At 70.0% G+C, this 19,190-nt stretch carries 17 protein-coding genes and 1 tRNA gene; 11 read left to right on the top strand and 7 right to left on the bottom strand.

Annotated features, from left to right (window positions below; all coding sequences use genetic code 11):
- Positions 1-14 precede the first annotated feature (14 nt).
- Entirely contained in the window at positions 15-1,601 is a 1,587-nt protein-coding gene (locus BIV24_RS23455; protein ID WP_071368393.1) for a beta-N-acetylhexosaminidase, read from the bottom strand.
- 95 nt (positions 1,602-1,696) lie between these two features.
- Here BIV24_RS23455 and BIV24_RS23450 point away from each other — a divergent pair, with 95 nt between their 5' ends.
- The 3 genes from BIV24_RS23450 (at position 1,697) to glmS (ending at position 4,859) form a co-directional block, all read left to right on the top strand.
- A complete protein-coding gene (locus BIV24_RS23450) occupies positions 1,697-2,581 on the top strand; it encodes a DUF4429 domain-containing protein (protein WP_071368392.1) in 885 nt (294 codons plus the stop codon).
- Between the two features lie 148 nt (positions 2,582-2,729).
- The gene (locus BIV24_RS23445) at positions 2,730-2,987 is read left to right on the top strand and encodes a hypothetical protein (RefSeq protein ID WP_071368410.1); all 258 of its coding nucleotides are present in this window, start codon (positions 2,730-2,732) and stop codon (positions 2,985-2,987) included.
- A gap of 54 nt (positions 2,988-3,041) precedes the next feature.
- A complete protein-coding gene (glmS, locus tag BIV24_RS23440) occupies positions 3,042-4,859 on the top strand; it encodes a glutamine--fructose-6-phosphate transaminase (isomerizing) (RefSeq protein WP_071368391.1) in 1,818 nt (605 codons plus the stop codon).
- 214 nt (positions 4,860-5,073) lie between these two features.
- On the opposite strand, the gene BIV24_RS23435 is transcribed toward glmS, so the two are convergent.
- Positions 5,074-5,601 (bottom strand): universal stress protein, encoded by a 528-nt coding sequence (locus tag BIV24_RS23435; protein WP_071368390.1) that lies wholly within the window; start codon positions 5,599-5,601, stop codon positions 5,074-5,076.
- 313 nt (positions 5,602-5,914) lie between these two features.
- Here BIV24_RS23435 and BIV24_RS23430 point away from each other — a divergent pair, with 313 nt between their 5' ends.
- The 4 genes from BIV24_RS23430 to BIV24_RS23415 all read left to right on the top strand — a co-directional run bounded on the left by BIV24_RS23430 (position 5,915) and on the right by BIV24_RS23415 (position 9,057).
- On the top strand, positions 5,915-6,235 hold the full coding sequence (locus BIV24_RS23430; protein WP_071368389.1) for a hypothetical protein: 321 nt from the start codon (positions 5,915-5,917) through the stop codon (positions 6,233-6,235).
- A 378-nt stretch (positions 6,236-6,613) separates the two neighbouring features.
- A complete protein-coding gene (locus BIV24_RS23425) occupies positions 6,614-7,849 on the top strand; it encodes a helix-turn-helix domain-containing protein (RefSeq protein WP_071368388.1) in 1,236 nt (411 codons plus the stop codon).
- A 141-nt stretch (positions 7,850-7,990) separates the two neighbouring features.
- Positions 7,991-8,593: an oligoribonuclease gene (gene orn, locus BIV24_RS23420; protein ID WP_071368387.1), complete on the top strand. Its 603-nt coding sequence runs from the start codon at positions 7,991-7,993 to the stop codon at positions 8,591-8,593.
- A gap of 391 nt (positions 8,594-8,984) precedes the next feature.
- Positions 8,985-9,057 (top strand) — tRNA-His (locus tag BIV24_RS23415).
- Positions 9,058-9,110: 53 nt separating this feature from the next.
- Here BIV24_RS23415 and BIV24_RS23410 read toward each other — a convergent pair.
- From BIV24_RS23410 to BIV24_RS23400, 3 genes are all read right to left on the bottom strand, one after another.
- Entirely contained in the window at positions 9,111-9,929 is an 819-nt protein-coding gene (locus BIV24_RS23410) for an SAM-dependent methyltransferase (protein ID WP_071368386.1), read from the bottom strand.
- Between the two features lie 305 nt (positions 9,930-10,234).
- Entirely contained in the window at positions 10,235-11,053 is an 819-nt protein-coding gene (locus BIV24_RS23405) for an SAM-dependent methyltransferase (protein ID WP_071368385.1), read from the bottom strand.
- Between the two features lie 431 nt (positions 11,054-11,484).
- Positions 11,485-12,540: a LacI family DNA-binding transcriptional regulator gene (locus BIV24_RS23400; protein WP_071368384.1), complete on the bottom strand. Its 1,056-nt coding sequence runs from the start codon at positions 12,538-12,540 to the stop codon at positions 11,485-11,487.
- A gap of 382 nt (positions 12,541-12,922) precedes the next feature.
- Here BIV24_RS23400 and BIV24_RS23395 point away from each other — a divergent pair, with 382 nt between their 5' ends.
- The 4 genes from BIV24_RS23395 to BIV24_RS23380 all read left to right on the top strand — a co-directional run bounded on the left by BIV24_RS23395 (position 12,923) and on the right by BIV24_RS23380 (position 17,699).
- On the top strand, positions 12,923-14,248 hold the full coding sequence (locus BIV24_RS23395) for an ABC transporter substrate-binding protein (RefSeq protein ID WP_071368383.1): 1,326 nt from the start codon (positions 12,923-12,925) through the stop codon (positions 14,246-14,248).
- A 5-nt stretch (positions 14,249-14,253) separates the two neighbouring features.
- Positions 14,254-15,279, top strand: coding sequence for a carbohydrate ABC transporter permease (locus BIV24_RS23390; RefSeq protein ID WP_071368409.1), 1,026 nt, complete (start codon positions 14,254-14,256; stop codon positions 15,277-15,279).
- A complete protein-coding gene (locus tag BIV24_RS23385; protein WP_071368382.1) occupies positions 15,276-16,178 on the top strand; it encodes a carbohydrate ABC transporter permease in 903 nt (300 codons plus the stop codon). Before BIV24_RS23390 ends, BIV24_RS23385 begins: the two co-directional genes overlap by 4 nt.
- Before the next feature lie 93 nt (positions 16,179-16,271).
- Positions 16,272-17,699 carry a glycoside hydrolase family 1 protein gene (locus BIV24_RS23380; RefSeq protein ID WP_071368381.1) on the top strand — a complete coding sequence of 476 codons (1,428 nt, stop codon included), beginning with the start codon at positions 16,272-16,274 and terminating at the stop codon, positions 17,697-17,699.
- Between the two features lie 63 nt (positions 17,700-17,762).
- Here the strand turns inward: BIV24_RS23380 and BIV24_RS23375 are convergent, their stop codons facing one another.
- Together BIV24_RS23375 and BIV24_RS23370 are read right to left on the bottom strand one after the other, a co-directional pair.
- A complete protein-coding gene (locus BIV24_RS23375; RefSeq protein WP_071368380.1) occupies positions 17,763-18,629 on the bottom strand; it encodes a spermidine synthase in 867 nt (288 codons plus the stop codon).
- A 115-nt stretch (positions 18,630-18,744) separates the two neighbouring features.
- A complete protein-coding gene (locus tag BIV24_RS23370; RefSeq protein WP_245766913.1) occupies positions 18,745-19,173 on the bottom strand; it encodes a hypothetical protein in 429 nt (142 codons plus the stop codon).
- Positions 19,174-19,190 lie beyond the last annotated feature (17 nt).

The raw sequence follows: 19,190 nt of genomic DNA, 5'->3' as shown, positions 1-19,190 counted from the left end.
TCACACGGCCTGTTTTACTGTGTCGGCCAGGGAACCTGCGGCGACCGGTAGTACCCGATCCCCAGGGCCTCCCATCGCGGCCCCTGCGCCGCGAGCCGCACCTTGTACGCATCCCAGTCGTGCGTGGCGGCCGGCGACCAGCCCAGCTCGGCCGCGCCCGGCAGCCTGGGGAAGGCCATGTAGTCGATATCGGCGTCCGTCACGAGCGTCTCCGACCACAGCGGCGCCTCGACCCCGCGGATCGCCGAGGCCGGCGCCCCGGGAAGGTAGGTGGCCGGGTCCCAGTCGTACGCCCGCTTCACCTCCACCAGGCCCGCCCAGGCCAGCCCGAGCGGGGTGTCCTTGGTGTACTTCATGTCGAGGTAGACCCGGTCGGCCGGGGACAGGATCAGCCCGGTGCCGTTCTGCGCGGCGTTCGCGACCTGCTCCTTCTCCGCGGCGCCGGTGTTGTCCAGACCCCAGTACTGGGCCAGCGCGCCCTCGACCGGATGCGCCCCGGTCAGCTGATGCCAGCCGATCACCGTCTTGCCGTACTTGGCGACAACGGGCTGCACCCGGTCCATGAAGGCCACGTAGTCGTCGTGGGTCGTGGAGTGGGCCTCGTCGCCGCCGATGTGGAGGTAGCGGCCCGGTGTGATCGCGGCCAGCTCGCGGATGACGTCGTCCACGAAGTCGTACGTCACCTGCTTGGGCACGCACAGCGAGCTGAAACCGACCTTGGTGCCGGTGTAGAGCGGGGGCGCGACACCGTCGCAGTTCAGGTCGGCGTACGAGGCGAGGGCGGCGTTGGTGTGGCCCGGCATGTCGATCTCCGGGACCACCTCCAGGTAGCGGGAAGCCGCGTAGCGGACGATCTCCTTGTAGTCGGTCTTCGTGTAGTAGCCGCCCTTGCCGCCGCCGACCTGGGTCGAACCGCCGTACGTGGCAAGACGGGGCCAGGAGTCGATGGCGATGCGCCAGCCCTGGTCGTCGCTCAGATGCAGATGCAGGGTGTTGACCTTGTACAGCGCCAACGCGTCGATGTAGCGCTTGACCTGCGCGACGCTGAAGAAGTGGCGGGAGACATCGAGCATCGCGCCGCGGTAGGCATAGCGCGGGGAGTCCTCGATGGTGCCGCCCGCGACCAGCCAGGGGCCGGTCTGCGCGGTCTTCTTCTCGACGGCGGCGGGCAGGAGCTGACGCAGCGTCTGCACACCGTGGAAGAGGCCCGACGGCCCGCGTGCGGTGATGGTGACGCCCTTGGCGCCGCTGTCAAAACGGTAGCCCTCGGCGCCGAACGGACCGCTCTCCAGGCGAAGTTGGATACCGCCGCTGCCGCGCGTGGTGACCGGTAGGCGATAGCCGGTCGAGGGCCGCAGGATGTCCGCGAGGTACTCGCCGACCCGGCGGGCCTCACGCGAGTCGTCCACCCGGATGTGCGTGCCCCGGGTGATCTCGTAGGGGGATCCGCCCGCGTCGACCGAGGCGGGCGCCGGGACCACCCGGCCGAGCGGTGTGGCGCCGCGGCCGGCCGCGGGTGCCGCGCCGACGACGGAGAGACCGGCAGCCGCCACGAGCAGCAGCGTGCCGAGAAGGCGGGGCGTTCTGTGGTGCGATCTCACATGCGCTCCCTTCCACAAGGTTCCACTTGCTTCTCTGGTGCATACCCAATGGGTATAGACCACTCTCTCGCACAGCGGGTGGAACAATCACCTCCATGGCGGAAATCATCCAGAAGGACGGCTCATGGACCTTCGACGGCGAGATACTCCGGTTGACTCCCGGACATGACAAGGGCGTTGGGCTGGTCCGCAGAACGCTGGGTGAACTCACGATCCCGCTGGACGCGTTGGCGGGAATCTCCATCGAACAGGGCAGGAAGACCGGGCGGCTCAGACTGCGGCTGCGTCACGGCGCCGACCCCCTGCTCCAGGCGACCGGCGGCAGGCTCACCGAGCCCAACGACCCGTACCAGCTGACCGTCGAGTCCAGCAGCTACGGCGTCGCCGAGTACCTGGCGGACGAGGTCCGCAACGCGCTCCTGCTCGACCAGGTGCCGTCCGAGCCGGTCGACGCCTATCTCCTGCCCGGACCCTCGGTTCCGCTGTCCGCGTCCGCCGGGGACGGCGCGGCGAGCTTCGACGGCGAGAACGTACGCCTGGAGTGGAACTGGAAGACGGAGGAGTCGAAGGCGGCCGCCGGTATCCGTTCGCTGGCCGTGGCCGACATCACCGCCGTGGAGTGGCAGCCGTCGGCCGGCCTGGAGAACGGCTACCTCCGCTTCACCGTGCGCGGCGCGGAGACCAAGGCGCCGCCGAAGTACGACCCCAACGCCGTGGTGCTCTGGGGATTCAAGAAGGACCCGCTGATGGCGCTCGTAGCGGCGGCCGTGCAGGCCCGGCTGCCGCACCCGGCGGCGCCCGCGGCCGTCACGCCGCCGGCGAAGGAATCGACCGCGCCCGCACCGAAGCGCTCGGGCGTGGAGGACGACCACGACACCCTGTTGCGCCGGCTGGGCGAACTGGGCGAGCTGCACCGGGCGGGCGTGCTGACGGACGAGGAGTTCACGCTGGCCAAGCGGGCGGTCCTCAAGCGGATGTGAGGACCGCCCGCCACTCCTGCACAAAACGTGACGCAAGGCACAGGGTGGACGGCCGTCAAACAGAGGCTCATAAGAACCTGAACGGCGAGCTGCCCGAAATCGGGCAGGATTCTTGCGATTCCGGCGTCCGTACCCCAAGATCTACCGGGTGCACGACGAACTTGTTGATCACCTGACGCGATCCACGACCCTCACCCGGGGCGAGGCGCTGCGCGTGATCCAGGACGTGCTCGCCTACTTCGACGAGACGACCGAGGAGTTCGTCCGCCGCCGCCACCGCGAGCTGCAGGCCCAGGGTCTGGTGAACGCGGCGATCTTCGAGCGGATCGAGGCGGACCTGAAGTATCGCGCGGTCGCACCGCCCGAGCTCACGCTCCGGCAGCTGCGCCGCATCGTCTACGGCTGAGACGCCGGGCGGATACTCCATCACCACGGTCGCAAAAGGGACTTAAGGAAACATATGTGCGGAATCGTCGGATACATCGGTAAGCGTGATGTGGCGCCGCTGCTGCTGGAGGGCCTGCAGCGGCTGGAGTACCGCGGCTACGACTCGGCGGGCATCGTCGTGACCTCCCCGAAGACGGCCGGCCTGAAGATGGTCAAGGCCAAGGGCCGGGTCCGCGACCTGGAGGCCAAGGTCCCCGCGCGCTTCAAGGGCACCACCGGCATCGCGCACACCCGTTGGGCCACCCACGGCGCCCCGTCCGACGTCAACGCCCACCCGCACATGTCGGCCGACCACAAGGTCGCCCTGGTGCACAACGGCATCATCGACAACGCCTCCGACCTCAGGAAGAGGCTCGAGGCGGAGGGCGTCGAGTTCCTCTCCGAGACCGACACCGAGGTCCTCACGCACCTGATCGCCCGCTCCGAGGCGGAGACCCTGGAGGAGAAGGTCCGCCATGCGCTGCGGGCCGTCGAGGGCACGTACGGCATCGCCGTGATGCACGCCGACTTCACGGACCGGATCGTGGTGGCCCGCAACGGCTCCCCCGTCGTCCTCGGCATCGGCGAGAAGGAGATGTTCGTCGCCTCCGACGTCGCCGCGCTGGTCGCCCACACCCGCCAGATAGTCACCCTCGACGACGGCGAGATGGCCACCCTCAAGGCCGACGACTTCCGTACCTACACCACCGAGGGCACCCGGACGACGGCCGAGCCGACCACCGTGGAGTGGGAGGCCGAGTCGTACGACATGGGCGGCCACGACACGTACATGCACAAGGAGATCCACGAGCAGGCCGACGCCGTGGACCGTGTGCTGCGCGGCCGCATCGACGACCGGTTCTCGACCGTGCACCTCGGCGGCCTGAACCTCGACGCCCGCGACGCCCGCGCCGTGCGCCGGGTGAAGATCCTGGGCTGCGGCACCTCGTACCACGCGGGCATGATCGGCGCCCAGATGATCGAGGAGCTGGCCCGTATCCCCGCCGATGCGGAGCCGGCCTCGGAGTTCCGCTACCGCAACGCGGTCGTCGACCCGGACACGCTGTACATCGCGGTCTCGCAGTCCGGTGAGACCTACGACGTGCTCGCTGCCGTCCAGGAGCTGAAGCGCAAGGGCGCGCGGGTGCTGGGCATCGTCAACGTCGTCGGCTCGGCGATCGCGCGCGAGGCGGACGGCGGCATGTACGTCCACGCGGGCCCCGAGGTGTGCGTGGTCTCGACGAAGTGCTTCACGAACACGACGGTCGCCTTCGGGCTGCTGGCCCTGCACCTGGGCCGCACCCGCGACCTCTCGGTGCGCGACGGCAAGCGGATCATCGAGGGCCTGCGGAAGCTGCCCGAGCAGATCTCCGAGATCCTCAAGCAGGAAGAGGAGATCAAGGAGCTGGCGGAGCAGTTCGCGGACGCCCGCTCGATGCTCTTCATCGGGCGCGTGCGCGGCTACCCGGTGGCGCGTGAGGCGTCGCTGAAGCTCAAGGAGGTCTCCTACATCCACGCCGAGGCCTACCCGGCCTCCGAGCTCAAGCACGGCCCGCTGGCGCTGATCGAGCCCGCCCTGCCGACGGTCGCGATCGTCCCGGACGACGACCTGCTGGAGAAGAACCGGGCGGCCATGGAGGAGATCAAGGCCCGCAGCGGCAAGATCCTCGCGGTCGCCCACCAGGAGCAGGAGAAGGCCGACCACACGATCGTCGTCCCGAAGAACGAGGACGAGCTGGACCCGATCCTGATGGGCATCCCGCTGCAGCTTCTCGCGTACCACACGGCGCTGGCGCTGGGCCGGGACATCGACAAGCCGCGCAACCTCGCCAAGTCGGTGACGGTGGAGTAGCCACTCCCCCACCACGGGCCCGTTGTGAACGCCCCCCTGTGCGCCACCGGCACAGGGGGGCGCTCTTCCGTTGCCGGGGCCACTCGGCAGCGACGACAAGGGAGTTGGCGACACCCGCAGCTCATGCCGCCCGGAAGAACGGCGCGTTGCGTTGTGGAAGGACGACCCCAAAGTCGCGCCGCCTCCGCGCTTCGGGGCGTGCCGGCCGGTGAGTTCAGGGGATGACGACGACCGGGCGCTGGGCGCGCTTGGCGAGACGGCCGGCGACCGAGCCGAAGATACGGCCCACGAGGCCGTGCGTGGAGCCGACGACGATGGCGTCCGCCTCGTACTCCCGCCCCACCTCTTCGAGTTCGTGGCAGATGTCGCCTCCGCGCTCGACGAGGATCCACGGCACCTCGGCGAGATGGTCCGCGCAGGCGAGTTCGAGCCCGAGGACCTCGGTGCGGTGGTCGGGCACGTCGACGAAGACCGGGGGCTCGCAGCCCGCCCACACCGTGGTGGGCAGCCGGTTGGCGACGTGGACGATGATCAGGCCCGTGCGGGAGCGGTGAGCCATGCCGATCGCGTACGCGAGGGCACGCTCGCTGGAGGTGGAGCCGTCGAAGCCGACGACCACACCGTGTTTGAAGGCGGGGTCGCAGGACGGGCGTGACTCTTCCGCCGCCAGGGGCTCGGCCGCCGTGGGGTCGGCGACGGGGCGTTTGCGGTCCGCGGGATCGGAGAATTCGTGTCCGGCCATGGGTGTCTCGGCGTTGTGATCCTCGTGGCATGGGTGTGGCGACAGTGTGCAGCGGAGCTGTGTCCGGGAATCATCTTCCCAACCCCATACCCCCAAGGGTACGGCGGCACGCCTCCTTGGCCCAGATCCCGCGCACACCGCACAGGGGTTCCAGGGAGCATGCCCGAGGGGGCGCCCGTGACGCAATGGTTGCTGCCTCGTACAGATGGTTTGCACGAGGGCTCCCGCACCGCCGGCGGAAGAGGTCGCGGTCAGTGACCGACCGCTTGAACGCGCGTTGAATCCGGTGACCCGACACCCCAGGGAGCACGCCGTGCCCGCACCTCGCACCGCCCCCCGCAAACGCCCCGCGCCGGACACCGCGAGCGATGTGGTCCGCTGGGCCGCCTTCAGTTGCGTCCTGGTCCCCGTGGTCCTCGTCTACTACGGCACTTCACCCGCCGGGGCGATCAGCACCATGCTGGGGCTGACGACCGTCACCGGGGTGTGCCGGGCGCTGCTGCGGGAGTCCGAGCGGGGCGCTGCGCAAGTGACGGCCGAGGAGCGCGTCCCGCACCGCGGACGGCACGGAGGGAACGGCACAAGGGCGTACGGAGGCGGGCGGCACAGTAAAGGAAGCACTCCGATCGTTTGACCGGTTTCCGCGCACGCCCCCGCTTCTTTTCAGCCAAGTTCTCACCCCCGCACATTCCGGGGTCGGACGGCCCCCCACCCCCCGTTCGACCTGCACCGAAAGGGTCCCGAAGGGCGCGCACACCCTACGGGGATTGGCCACCGGGGCGAGGCGCACTTCCCTGCACGGCCCGCGAGTGCGACGCTTCGTGATCGAATGCTTCACGCCAAGTTGCCATGTCGACAATGTGTCGGCTCGTGAACTGGCCACGCCGGCACCACGGGACACAGTAGATTCGATCATGACTGTCTTACGGCGGGGGACTCGTGCAGGACCGAGGGGAAACGTGCAGGAGCGACACAACCGAGGAGCCGCGACCACCGAGGGGGGCTTAGCAGGATGAGCCACGACTCCACTGCCGCGCCGGATACCGCGGCCCGGAAGCTGTCCGGGCGACGCCGCAAGGAGATCGTCGCGGTGCTGCTGTTCAGCGGCGGCCCCATTTTCGAGAGTTCCATACCTCTGTCGGTGTTCGGGATCGACCGCCAGGACGCCGGAGTACCGCGCTACCGGCTGCTGGTGGCCGCGGGTGAGGAAGGCCCGCTGCGGACCACAGGGGGCCTGGAGCTCACCGCGCCGCACGGGCTGGAGGCGATCTCGCGGGCGGGCACGGTCGTCGTGCCGGCCTGGAGGTCGATCACCTCGCCGCCGCCGGAGGAGGCACTCGACGCACTGCGCCGCGCGCACGAGGAGGGCGCCCGCATCGTCGGGCTGTGCACCGGCGCCTTCGTACTGGCCGCCGCCGGACTGCTGGACGGCCGGCCGGCCACCACCCACTGGATGTACGCGCCGACGCTGGCCAAGCGCTATCCGTCGGTGCACGTCGATCCGCGCGAACTGTTCGTGGACGACGGAGACGTCCTCACGTCGGCCGGCACGGCGGCCGGTATCGACCTCTGCCTCCACATCGTGCGCATGGACCACGGCAGCGAGGCGGCCGGCGCACTCGCCCGCCGCCTGGTGGTCCCGCCGCGCCGCAGCGGCGGTCAGGAGCGCTACCTCGACCGGTCTTTACCCGAGGAGATCGGCGCCGACCCGCTCGCGGAGGTCGTCGCCTGGGCGCTGGAGCACCTCCACGAACAGTTCGATGTGGAGACGCTCGCCGCGCGCGCGTACATGAGCAGGCGGACCTTCGACCGCCGCTTCCGTTCGCTCACCGGCAGCGCCCCGCTGCAGTGGCTGATCACCCAGCGGGTGCTGCAGGCGCAGCGGCTCCTGGAGACCTCCGAGTACTCGGTCGACGAGGTCGCCGGACGCTGCGGCTTCCGCTCCCCGGTCGCGCTGCGCGGGCACTTCCGGCGCCAGCTCGGTTCCTCGCCGGCCGCCTACCGGGCCGCGTACCGGGCACGCCGCCCGCAGGGAGAGCGGCCGAGCGAGGCGGACGGTCCGGCAGGCTCACCGGCGCCGCCGGTCGCGTCGGAGGCCACCTCGGTCCCCTTGCAGTCCCGCCGCACGGCGGCCGCGAGCGCACTCGGCCCCACGGCGTCCGTGTCCACGGACCACCCGGGCAAGCACGTGTCGGAGCTGTACGCGACGGGCCGCCCGAGCCTGCCCGGACAGCGCAGCGCGCCGTAGCACCGCCGTACCGGCATGGAGGGGCGGGATCCACGACGTGGTACGTACCACGCAGGTCCCGCCCCTTCGGTGTGCCGGCAGCGACGTTCCCCACATGCAGGGGCGGTCCGCCCGGACCCGGTGGGCCATAAGGTGGGACACATGAACGATCGCATGGTGTGGATCGACTGCGAGATGACCGGACTCTCGCTGTCCGACGACGCGCTCATCGAGGTGGCCGCGCTGGTCACCGACTCCGAGCTGAACGTACTCGGCGAAGGGGTGGACATCGTGATCCGGCCGCCGGCCGCGGCACTGGAGACGATGCCGGAGGTGGTGCGTCAGATGCACACCGCCTCGGGGCTGCTCGACGAACTGGCGACCGGCACGACGCTCGCCGACGCCGAGGAGCAGGTCCTCGCGTACGTACGGGAGCACGTCAAGGAACCGGACAAGGCCCCGCTGTGCGGCAACTCCGTCGGCACGGACCGCGGCTTCCTCTCCCGCGACATGCCGACGCTGGAGGACTATCTCCACTACCGGATCGTGGACGTCAGCTCCATCAAGGAGCTGGCCCGGCGCTGGTATCCGCGGGCGTACTACAACAGTCCCGAGAAGAACGGCAACCACCGGGCGCTGGCCGACATCCGCGAGTCGATCGCGGAGTTGCGGTACTACCGTGAGGCGATCTTCGTGCCCCCGCCGGGCCCCGACTCGGACACGGCGCGCGCCATCGCGGCCAAGCACGTGATGCGCACGCATTGACGTCCTCTCCTGCCCGAGGGCAGGAGATTGCGGTCCGCACCGCTACGCGGTGCCACCTCGGGTTCCTGCTTCACCGGCCCTTGCCGCTCTCCGGGGAGATCGGTCTTACAGGGGCCTCCACAGGCGTCACTTTCCGCCCGTCCGGCGGTAGATCCGACAACTCCGTCATCGGATGACGCAATCGTAGCCATGCCGCTGCGGCCCTCCGGGCCGCAAGGGACCGGATGCCCTTCACCTCCACCCTGAAGGGTGGAGCACTGGGCAAATGTTCGGTAGCGGCCCTGACGGGGCCCGAAAGGGCCCCGGGGAAACGTTGGCGCGAGCACCCCTTCGGACCCTGTACACTTTTTCTCGGCCGGTGCGGGAAACCAATCCAGAAGCACCGGGCATGGTGGGTGTAGCTCAGCTGGCAGAGCACCTGGTTGTGGTCCAGGATGTCGCGGGTTCAAGTCCCGTCACTCACCCTGAGTAATCAGCCGGTGACCCGTACAGAACGGGTCACCGGCTGATCTGCGTTTCAGGGCTTGCGGCCGAGTCCGCCGTGCTCGCCGATCACCGCCGGTTCCCCTTCGCCACCGCCGTCCGGCCGCCACAGGGGCACGGACACGACGCCGGGCTCCACCAGTTCCAGGCCGTCGAAGTAGCCCGCGATCTGCTCGACGGGGCGCAGGATGTACGGGACCGCGCCGCTCTTGTTGTAGCCCTCCTGGGCCCGTTCGTACTCCGGGTCGAAGCCGAGAGAGCCGTCGCAGTGGCAGAGGTGGCTGCCGGCGGGCAGACCGTCCAGCAGCCGGCGGACGATGGAGCGCGCCTCGTCGTAGTCGGCGACATGCCCGAGGATGCCGCTGAGGATCAGCGCCGTGGGCCGGGTCAGGTCGAGCGTCTCGGCGGCGGCCGCGAGGATGCGCTCCGGGTCGTACAGATCCGCGTCCACGTATGTGGTCACCCCTTGAGGGGTGGAGGTGAGCAGGGCGCGGGCGTGCGCGAGGATCATCGGGTCGTTGTCGACGTAGACGATCCGGGACTCGGGGGCCAGACGCTGAGCGACCTCATGGGTGTTGTCCACCGTCGGCAGACCGGTCCCCACGTCCAGGAACTGCCGGATACCCGCCTCCGTGACCAGATACCGGATGGCGCGCCCGAGGAAGGCGCGGCTGCCGCGGGCGATGGTGACGATGCCGGGGAAGACGGCGGCATAGGCGTCACCGGCCTCCTCGTCGACCGGATGGTTGTCCTTGCCGCCCAGCCAGTAGTTCCAGATCCGGGCCGAGTGCGGCACCGAGGCGTCGATCTCCCGGCTCCCCACCGGTCCGGACACGGGCGCGTGGTCGGTCATGAGCAGGCTCTCCTCAGCAGGGCGAGTGGGTATCAAAGTCAAACTAGATCCAACCCACCCTGCACGTAAGGCAGTTCGCACCCCCAGATCCGCCGGTCGAGCTGGGTGACGCACCTGGCCCTGACGGCAGATCGGCTGCGCGTTGATCGCTGCACTCGTCGTCGCTTTCGTCGCCCTGGTCGGCCTGCGCGTCACGTTCACCTCGGCGAGGACGTGAACTTGAAGGATCGAGTTCGAGTCCCGTCACTCACCCTTCACGACCGGCCGGTGACCTGTGACGTACAGGTGACCGGCCGGTCGTCTTCTCAAGGCTTGCGGCCGAGTCCGCCGTGCTCGCCGAGCACCGCCGGTTCCCCGTCCCCGCTGCCGTCCGGCCGCCACCGGGGAAGGGTCACGATTCCCGGCTCCACCAGCTCCAGGCCGTCGAAGTAGCCCGCGATCTGCTCGACGGGGCGCAGGATGTACGGGACCGCGCCGCTCTTGTTGTAGCCCTCCTGGGCCCGTTCGTACTCCGGGTCGAAGCCGAGAGAGCCGTCGTTCAAGGACAGGTAGCTGCCGGAGGGCAGACCGTCCAGCAGCCGGCGGACGATGGAGCGCGCCTCGTCGTAGTCGGCGACATGCCCGAGGATGCCGCTGAGGATCAGCGCCGTGGGCCGGGTCAGGTCGAGCGTCTCGGCGGCGGCCGCGAGGATGCGCTCCGGGTCGTACAGATCCGCGTCCACATACGCGGTCGCACCCTCAGGGGCGGAGGTGAGCAGGGCGCGGGCGTGCGCGAGGATCATCGGGTCGTTGTCGACGTAGACGATCCGGGACTCGGGGGCCAGACGCTGAGCGACCTCGTGCGTGTTGTCCACCGTCGGCAGACCGGTCCCCACGTCCAGGAACTGCCGGATACCCGCATCGGCGGCGAGGTACCGGATGGTGCGCCCGAGGAAGGCGCGGCTGCCGCGGGCGATGGTGACGATGCCGGGGAAGACGGCGGCATAGGCGTCACCGGCCTCCTCGTCGACCGGATAGTTGTCCTTGCCGCCCAGCCAGTAGTTCCAGATCCGGGCCGAGTGCGGCACCGAGGCGTCGATCTCCCGGCTCTCCACCGGTCCGGACACGGGCGCGTGGTCGGTCATGAGCAGGCTCTCCTCAGTCGAACGAGTAGGTCTCGGGGCCAACCTAGATCCAACTTTCCGTGTTCGTACGGAAGTTCGCACATCCGGTCGGCTGGACGGAGCCGTGCGTCAGTGCCGTCGGCAGGCAGCCCGGATGGGTCACACCCCAGCCGGTACACCACCCCCGTTGATGTGACGCCCGCCGAACGGCCCAGCTGAGCGCACGGCGCAGCGTGGTGGCGACGTTGTGATGCGGGAAGGTTCCTCGCCCCGGGCAGGCCTGCCTGTCAGCTTCACCCGGAGGCTGACAGGGGTCTTCGCCGGCTGCCGTGGTCAGATCATGTCCGGCGCCGGAAGGCGCCGTTGCGCCGGCCATGGGATTGATGGAGCGTCTGGCACCGCACTGCCCGCACTGCCTCCGCAACGGCGAACGTTTCCGGAGCCGGCCGCTCTCAGGAAGAGTCCCGCACCACCAGTTCCGTAGGCAGGACCACCTGGCGGCGGTCCAGTGCCCGTGATGCCGCGGGGCGGTCGTCCGCGATCTCGTGCAGCAGCAGGTCGATCATCGCGCGGCCCATCCCCTCGATGGGCTGGCGCACGCTCGTGAGCGGTGGGTCCATGTGACGGGCGATCACCGAGTCGTCGTACCCGACCAGCGCCACGTCGTCGGGTATGCGACGGCCCGCCTCGCGCAGCGCCTGGCGCGCGCCCGCCGCCATCACGTCCGACTCCGCGAACACCGCGTCCAGGTCGGGGCAGTGGGCCAGCAGGTGCGTCATCGCCCGGTGGCCGCCCTCCTCCGTGAAGTCACCGGGGGCGATCAGGGCCTCGTCCACCTCCCGGCCCGCGTCCCGCAGGGCGGCCCGGTACCCCTCGGCGCGCCGCTGGGCGCCGTACACGTCCAGGCGGCCCGTGATCGTGACGATGCGCGTACGGCCGCGGGCGATCAGGTGCTCGACCGCCGAGCGGCCGCCGCCGTGGTTGTCCGAGTCCACCGACGGCAGCGTCTCGTCCTCCGAGCGCGGGCCGCTGATCACCGCCGGGATCTCCAACTGGGCGAGGAGGTCCGGCAGCGGGTCGCCCGCGTGCACCGAGACCAGCAGGACGCCGTCCACCCGGTGCGCCGCCAGATACTGCGCCAGCCTGCGACGCTCACGGTCGCTGCCCGCGAAGATCAGCAGCAGCTGCATCTCCGTCTCCGCCAGTTCCGCGCCCACGCCGCGCAGCATGTCCGAGAAGTACGGCTCCGCGAAGAAGCGGGTCTCCGGCTCGGGGACGACGAGGGCGATCGCGTCCGTACGGTTGGCGGCCAGTGCCCGGGCCGCCGTGTTTGGCACATAACCCAGCTCCGCGACCGCCGCCTCGACGGCCGCGCGGGTCGCGTCGCTGACCCGGGGGGAACCGTTGATCACCCGGGAGACGGTGCCGCGGCCCACACCGGCCCGGGCGGCGACCTCCTCCAGGGTCGGCCGCCGGCCGCTCCGGCCCCGCGCTCCGTGGCCTGCCATCGCCGCCTCCCGTCACCCCATGCGCTCCGCGCCTGACCTGGAATCTAACAGCCGCGTCAAAGTCCCCACCCCGGCCGCGACCACCGGGCCGGGCGAACGGCTTCGCGGCCGGCACGAGCCCTCCCGGACACCGTCTCCCCTTCGGCGGCCATCCCGCCAGATCAGTCAACAGGTGGATAACTGGAGGCAGTTCACTCCGTCCGCTCCCTTGACACCCTCGCCGGGACCAACGACCCTTCAACACATCATCCATGGGAGCGCTCCCACAGTACCTTCCCCATACACATCCCGCACGTTCCCCGCCCGAGCCGCAGCAAGAACACACGGGCCCAGCACAGAAGTTGGCCGGGGGGTCGGCACGTCAGGGCGACAGGAGGACGACATGCGACGTACCCGCTTGGCCCACAGAGCGCCGGCCTTCGCGGCCGTCGCCGTGCTCGGCGCCGGTCTGCTGACCGGCTGTGCCGACGACAGCGGCGGGAGTGGCGGCAGCAGCGGCGATTCCGGAGGCGGCAAGGGCAAGACCACGATCACCCTTGGCCTCTTCGGCACCTTCGGCTTCAAGGAGGCCGGACTCTACGCGGAGTACGAGAAGCTCCACCCCGACATCAAGATCGCCGAGAATGTCACCGAGCGGAACGAGAACTACTACCCGGCGCTCGTCAACCACCTGACCACCGGCAGCGGCCTGCAGGACATCCAGGGTGTCGAGGTCGGCAACATCGCCGAGGTGGTCTCCACCCAGGCGGCCAAACTCGAGGACCTCTCCAAGGTTTCGGGCGTCGACAAGGGCGACTTCCTGGACTGGAAGTGGCAGCAGGCCACCACCACGGACGGGCAGACGATCGGCCTCGGCACCGACGTCGGTCCGATGGCCATCTGCTACCGCAAGGACCTCTTCCAGCAGGCGGGTCTGCCCACCGACCGTGAGCAGGTGGGCAAGCTGTGGGCCGGTGACTGGAGCAAGTTCGTCGGCGTCGGCGAGACATACAAGAAGAAGGCGCCGAAGGGCACCACCTTCATGGACTCCCCCGGCGGTCTGCTGAACGCGATCCTCAGCAGTGAGAAGGAGAAGTTCTACGACTCCTCCGGCAAGGTCGTCTACAGGACGAACCCCGCCGTCAAGAACGCCTTCGACCTGACCGCGCAGGCCGCCCAGGAGGGACTGCTCGGCGCACAGACCCAGTTCCAGCCGGCCTGGGACCAGACGATCGCCAACGTGAAGTTCGCCGCGATGGCCTGCCCGCCGTGGATGCTCGGCTACATCAAGGGGAAGTCGAAGGCGGACGCCAAGGGCAAGTGGGACGTGGCCGTCGCGCCCAAGTCGGGCAACTGGGGCGGCTCCTTCCTGACCGTGCCGAAGGCCGGCAAGCAGGTGAAGGAGGCCGCGGCGCTGGCCGCCTGGCTGACCGCGCCCGCCCAGCAGGCGAAGCTGTTCGGCATCCAGGGCAGCTTCCCGAGCGCGCAGGCCGCGTACAACTCGACCGAAGTCACCGGCGCGAAGAACGACATGACCGGTGACGCCCCGATCGGCACGATCTTCGCCGAGGCCGCCAAGTCCAGCCCGGTCCAGGTCATCGGCCCGAAGGACCAGATCATCCAGCAGGGTCTGACCGACAACGGCGTCTTCCTCGTGACGAAGGGCAAGTCGCCCGAGCAGGCGTGGAAGACGGCCACCAAGACCATCGACAACAACCTGGACCAGTGACCGGCATGGCCACCCGGGACGACACCGCCGCGCCCTCCCCGAAGGAGGGGGGCGCGGCCCCGGGCCGATCGCCCGCCGCACCCACCGAGGCGGAGCAGCGGCGCCGGACGCGGCTCTCCCGCCGCTGGCAGCGGGACATGCGCTGGAGCCCCTACGCGTTCGTCTCGCCGTTCTTCCTGCTCTTCCTCGCCTTCGGCCTGTTCCCGCTGCTCTACACCGCCTGGGCCTCGCTGCACACGGTGGAACTGACGGCGCCGACCGACATGCACTGGGCGGGCCTGCGCAACTACACCCGGATCCTCGACGACGACTTCTTCTGGAACGCGGCGAAGAACACCCTGATCATCGGGATCATCTCGACCGTCCCGCAGCTGCTGATGGCGATGGGCCTGGCCCACATCCTCAACTACAAGCTGCGCGCCTCGACCTTCTACCGGGTCGTGATGCTCGCGCCGTACGCGACGTCGATCGCGGCGGCCTCGCTGGTGTTCGTGCTGCTCTTCGGGCGCGACTACGGGGTGATCAACTGGGTGCTGCACTTCGCCGGGATCGACGCCGTCGACTGGCAGAACAGCAAGTGGCCCTCACAGACAGCGGTTTCCTCGATCATCATCTGGCGCTGGACGGGTTACAACGCGCTGATCTACCTGGCGGCGATGCAGGCCATCCCGCAGGATCTGTACGAGTCGGCATCTTTGGACGGCGCCGGCCGCTGGCAGCAGTTCTTCCATGTCACGCTGCCCTCGCTGCGGCCGACGATCCTGTTCACCGGCGTCGTGTCGACGATCGGCGCCAGCCAGGTCTTCGGCGAGCCGCTGCTGTTCGACGCGAACAAGGGCGCGTCGGGCGGCGCCGAGCACCAGTTCCAGACGCTGGGCCTGTATCTGTACGAGCAGGGCTGGGTGAACCAGCACCTGGGCCGGGCCTCCGCGATCGCCTGGACGATGTTCCTGATCCTCGTCGTGATCGGGATCGTCAACTACGCCATCTCGCGTCGGCTGCGCGCCAGTAGTGAGGAGAACCGGTCGTGACGACGCCCCTGACGAAACCCGAGGAGACGGCGCGCAGGACCGGGCGCGTACCCCGGTCCAAGGCCGCGCGTGCCGGTGGGCAGCGCTACGCCGGTCCGCTCGCGTACGCCGTCCTGATCCTGTTCAGCATCGGCTCGCTGTTCCCGCTGGTGTGGACGGCGATCGCGGCCTCGCGCGACAACAACCGGCTGGCGCAGACGCCTCCGCCCTTCTGGTTCGGGTCGAATCTGTTCCACAACCTCAAGATCGCCTGGTCGGACGCGAATCTGGGCAAGGCGTTCTTCAACACGACGTTCGTGGCGGGCGTTTCGGCGGCGGCCGTCGTCTTCATGTCGACGATCGCCGGGTTCGCCTTCGCCAAACTGCGCTTCAGGGGCCGCGGCGCGCTGATGCTGATCGTCATCGGCACGATGATGGTGCCCCCGCAACTCAGTGTGATCCCGCTGTACATGATGGTCGCCAAGCTCGACTGGACCGACCAGTTGCAGGCGGTGATCCTGCCGTCGCTGGTGAGCGCGTTCGGGGTGTTCTTCATGCGGCAGTACCTGCTCCAGGCGCTGCCGGACGAGATCATCGAGGCCGCCCGGGTGGACGGCGCGAGCAGTTGGCGTGTGGTGTGGCACGTGGTGTTCCCGGCGGCGCGGCCCGCGATGGCGGTCCTCGGCATGCTGATGTTCGTGCAGACATGGAACGACTTCCTGTGGCCGTTCCTGGTGCTGACCCAGAACGGCAATCCGACCGTGCAGGTGGCGATCGCGGGCCTGGGCCGCGGCTACACCCCCGACCAGTCCCTGATCATGGCGGGCGCGCTGCTCGGCACGCTGCCGCTGCTGCTGGTCTTCGCGATCTTCGGCAAGCAGATCGTGGGCGGCATCATGCAGGGCGCCGTCAAGGGCTGACGCCCTGTTCCAGGGGGCCGGGCCGCCGCCTCGGCCCCTGCACTTCTCCCCGGCCGCTCATCGGCCTCCACGACCTTCTATGGGAGCGCTTCCATGCCTGTGTCCGAATCCCGGGTGACCTTTCCTCCTGCCTTCCTCTGGGGCGCGGCGACCTCCGCGTACCAGATCGAGGGGGCGGTGCGGGAGGACGGCCGCACCGCCTCCATCTGGGACACCTTCAGCCATACGCCGGGCAGGACGGCCGGCGGCGACAGCGGTGACATCGCCGTCGACCACTACCACCGCTACCGCGACGACGTCGCGCTGATGGCCGAGCTGGGCCTGACCGCGTACCGCTTCTCGGTCTCCTGGCCGCGCGTGCAGCCGACGGGCCGGGGGCCCGCGGTCCAGCGGGGCCTGGACTTCTACCGCCGCCTCGTGGACGACCTGCTCGCCCACGGCATCAGGCCGGCGATCACCCTCTACCACTGGGACCTGCCACAGGAGTTGGAGGACGCGGGCGGCTGGCCGCAACGGGACACGGCGTTCCGGTTCGCCGAGTACGCGCGGATCGTGGGCGAGGCACTGGGCGACCGGGTGGAGCAGTGGACCACGCTGAACGAGCCGTGGTGCAGCGCGTTCCTCGGCTATGGCTCCGGGGTGCACGCCCCTGGACGTACGGACGCCGCGGCGGCGCTCAGGGCGGCGCACCACCTGAACCTGGCACACGGTCTCGGTGCCGTCGCGCTGAGGTCGGCGATGCCTGCCCGCAACACGGTCGCCGTGAGCCTCAACTCCTCGGTGGTGCGGACGGTTTCGCAGGATCCCGCGGATCTGGCGGCGGGCCGGAGGATCGACGACCTGGCGAACGGGGTCTTCCACGGCCCGATGCTGCACGGGGCGTACCCGGAGACCCTGCCGACGGCGACCTCGGAGATCACGGACTGGTCCCATGTCCAGGACGGTGACCTGGCGACCATCCACCAGCCACTGGACGCGCTCGGCCTCAACTACTACACCCCGGCACTGGTGTCGGCGGTTTCCGAGACGGGCTCGAGCGGCCCGCGGGCGGACGGGCACGGAGCGAGCGCGTACTCACCGTGGCCGGGGGCGGACGACGTGTTGTTCCATCAACCCCCGGGCCAGAAGACCGAGATGGGCTGGAGCATCGACCCGACCGGGCTGCACGAGCTGATCATGCGATACACCCGGGAGGCGCCGGGCCTGCCGCTGTATGTGACGGAGAACGGCGCGGCGTACGACGACAAGCCGGATCCCGACGGCCAGGTGCACGATCCGGAACGGATCGCATATCTGCACGGCCATCTGTCCGCGGTCCGCCGGGCGATCACGGACGGCGCGGACGTGCGCGGCTACTACCTGTGGTCCCTGATGGACAACTTCGAGTGGGCCTACGGCTACGAGAAGCGGTTCGGCGCCGTGTACGTGGACTACACGACGCTGGCTCGCACACCGAAGTCGAGCGCTCACTGGTACGGGCGGGCGGCGCGGACGGGAGAGCTGCCACCGGCGGAGGGCTGACCGCACGGAGGGCGGCGCGGAACAAAGGTGCCGTGCCCCGGCATCGGCGGCTTCGGGTCCGGGTCAGCGGAAGACCGACGGCGGTGGTGCCGGTGATGCCACCGCGGCCGCGTCCGTGACCGTCGGCGCGCCGCCCGTGAAGTCGGTCAGCGCCTTGCCGTGCTCCACGCGCGCGGAGTGCGGGTCCGAGGCGGCGCGGCGGGTCAGTTCGGCGACAGGGATCGGATGGCCGGAGGCGATCAGGACCGCGTTGCCGAAGCGCCTGCCGCGCAGCACGGCCGGGTCGGCGACCAGCGCGAGTTCGGGGAAGACGGCCGCCGCGGTCGAGATCTGGCCGCGCAGATGGGCGAGCGGCGGGCCGTCGGCGAGGTTGGCCGCGTACAGACCGCCCTCCTTGAGCGCCCTGCGGACGTCCGTGAGGAACTCGACCGATGTCAGGTGCGCCGGAGTGCGCGCCCCGCTGAACACATCGGTGATGACCAGGTCCGCCCAGCCGTCCGGCACCTTCGCGAGCCCCTCGCGGGCGTCCATGGAGCGCACCCGGATACGGGCGCCGGGATCCAACGGCAGGGCTCGGCGGACCAGTTGGACGAGCGCCCCGTCGCGCTCGACGATCTGCTGGGTGGAGCGGGGCCGGGTGGCGGCGATGTAGCGGGCGAGGGTGAACGCGCCGCCGCCGAGGTGCACGGCGTGCAGGGGCCGTCCGGGCGGGGCGGCCAGGTCGATGACGTGGCCGAGGCGGCGCTGGTACTCGAAGCTGAGGTACGTGGGGTCGTCGAGGTCGACGTGCGACTGCGGGGCGCCGTCGATGAGAAGGGTCCAGGCGCGCGCCCGGTCGCGGTCGGGTATCAATTGCGCGAGCCCGCCGTCGACCGCCTCGACGAGGATCTCGGCGGCCTGTCCGCGCCGCGCGTTCCGTGACCTGCCCATATCCCCATTATCGGGGGTGGGCGCAGGGGGCGGCCCCTCGACGGCTTCCGGTCGCTCCTGCGCGGGTCGGCGACGTAGGGGGCACGGGCTGCGCACCGCGGGCGGGTCGCCAGGCCTACTGGCAGTTGTCCGCAGCCTCGATCAGCCGGGCCGCCTCCCCGAGGGCCTCCCGCAGGACTGCCGGGTCCGTGGCCACCTCCGCGTCGCCGGGCGGGAGCAGCCAGTCCGTGCCCTCGCCCGGGGGTTCCGGGGTGACGAGGCTCATGCCGCGCCCCTTCGTCTGCGTGCACGTGCTGCCCGGGACGTCCCACGCGTCCGCCGTACCGGGCGGAACCAGGAAGCCGAGGGTGTCGCAGCCGTCGTCGTGGAGGACGGGTCCGACGCAGTCGGCCGCCCCGCGGCGGAGGATGTCGACGGCCTCAAGGCCCTGCCGGGCCGGGACGGTCACGAGGTCGGGGGCCTGCTGCGGCGGTGCGCTGGACTGCGGCACGTGCCGTGCGCCCGACGGCTGCGTACGGAAATCGGTGCTCTGCCTGGTCTGCATCCCGGCCTCCGACACTG

Source organism: Streptomyces colonosanans, from assembly GCF_001866645.1.
Classification (GTDB): Bacteria; Actinomycetota; Actinomycetes; order Streptomycetales; family Streptomycetaceae; genus Streptomyces; species Streptomyces colonosanans.
This window is presented reverse-complemented; position numbering and strand designations above follow the sequence as displayed.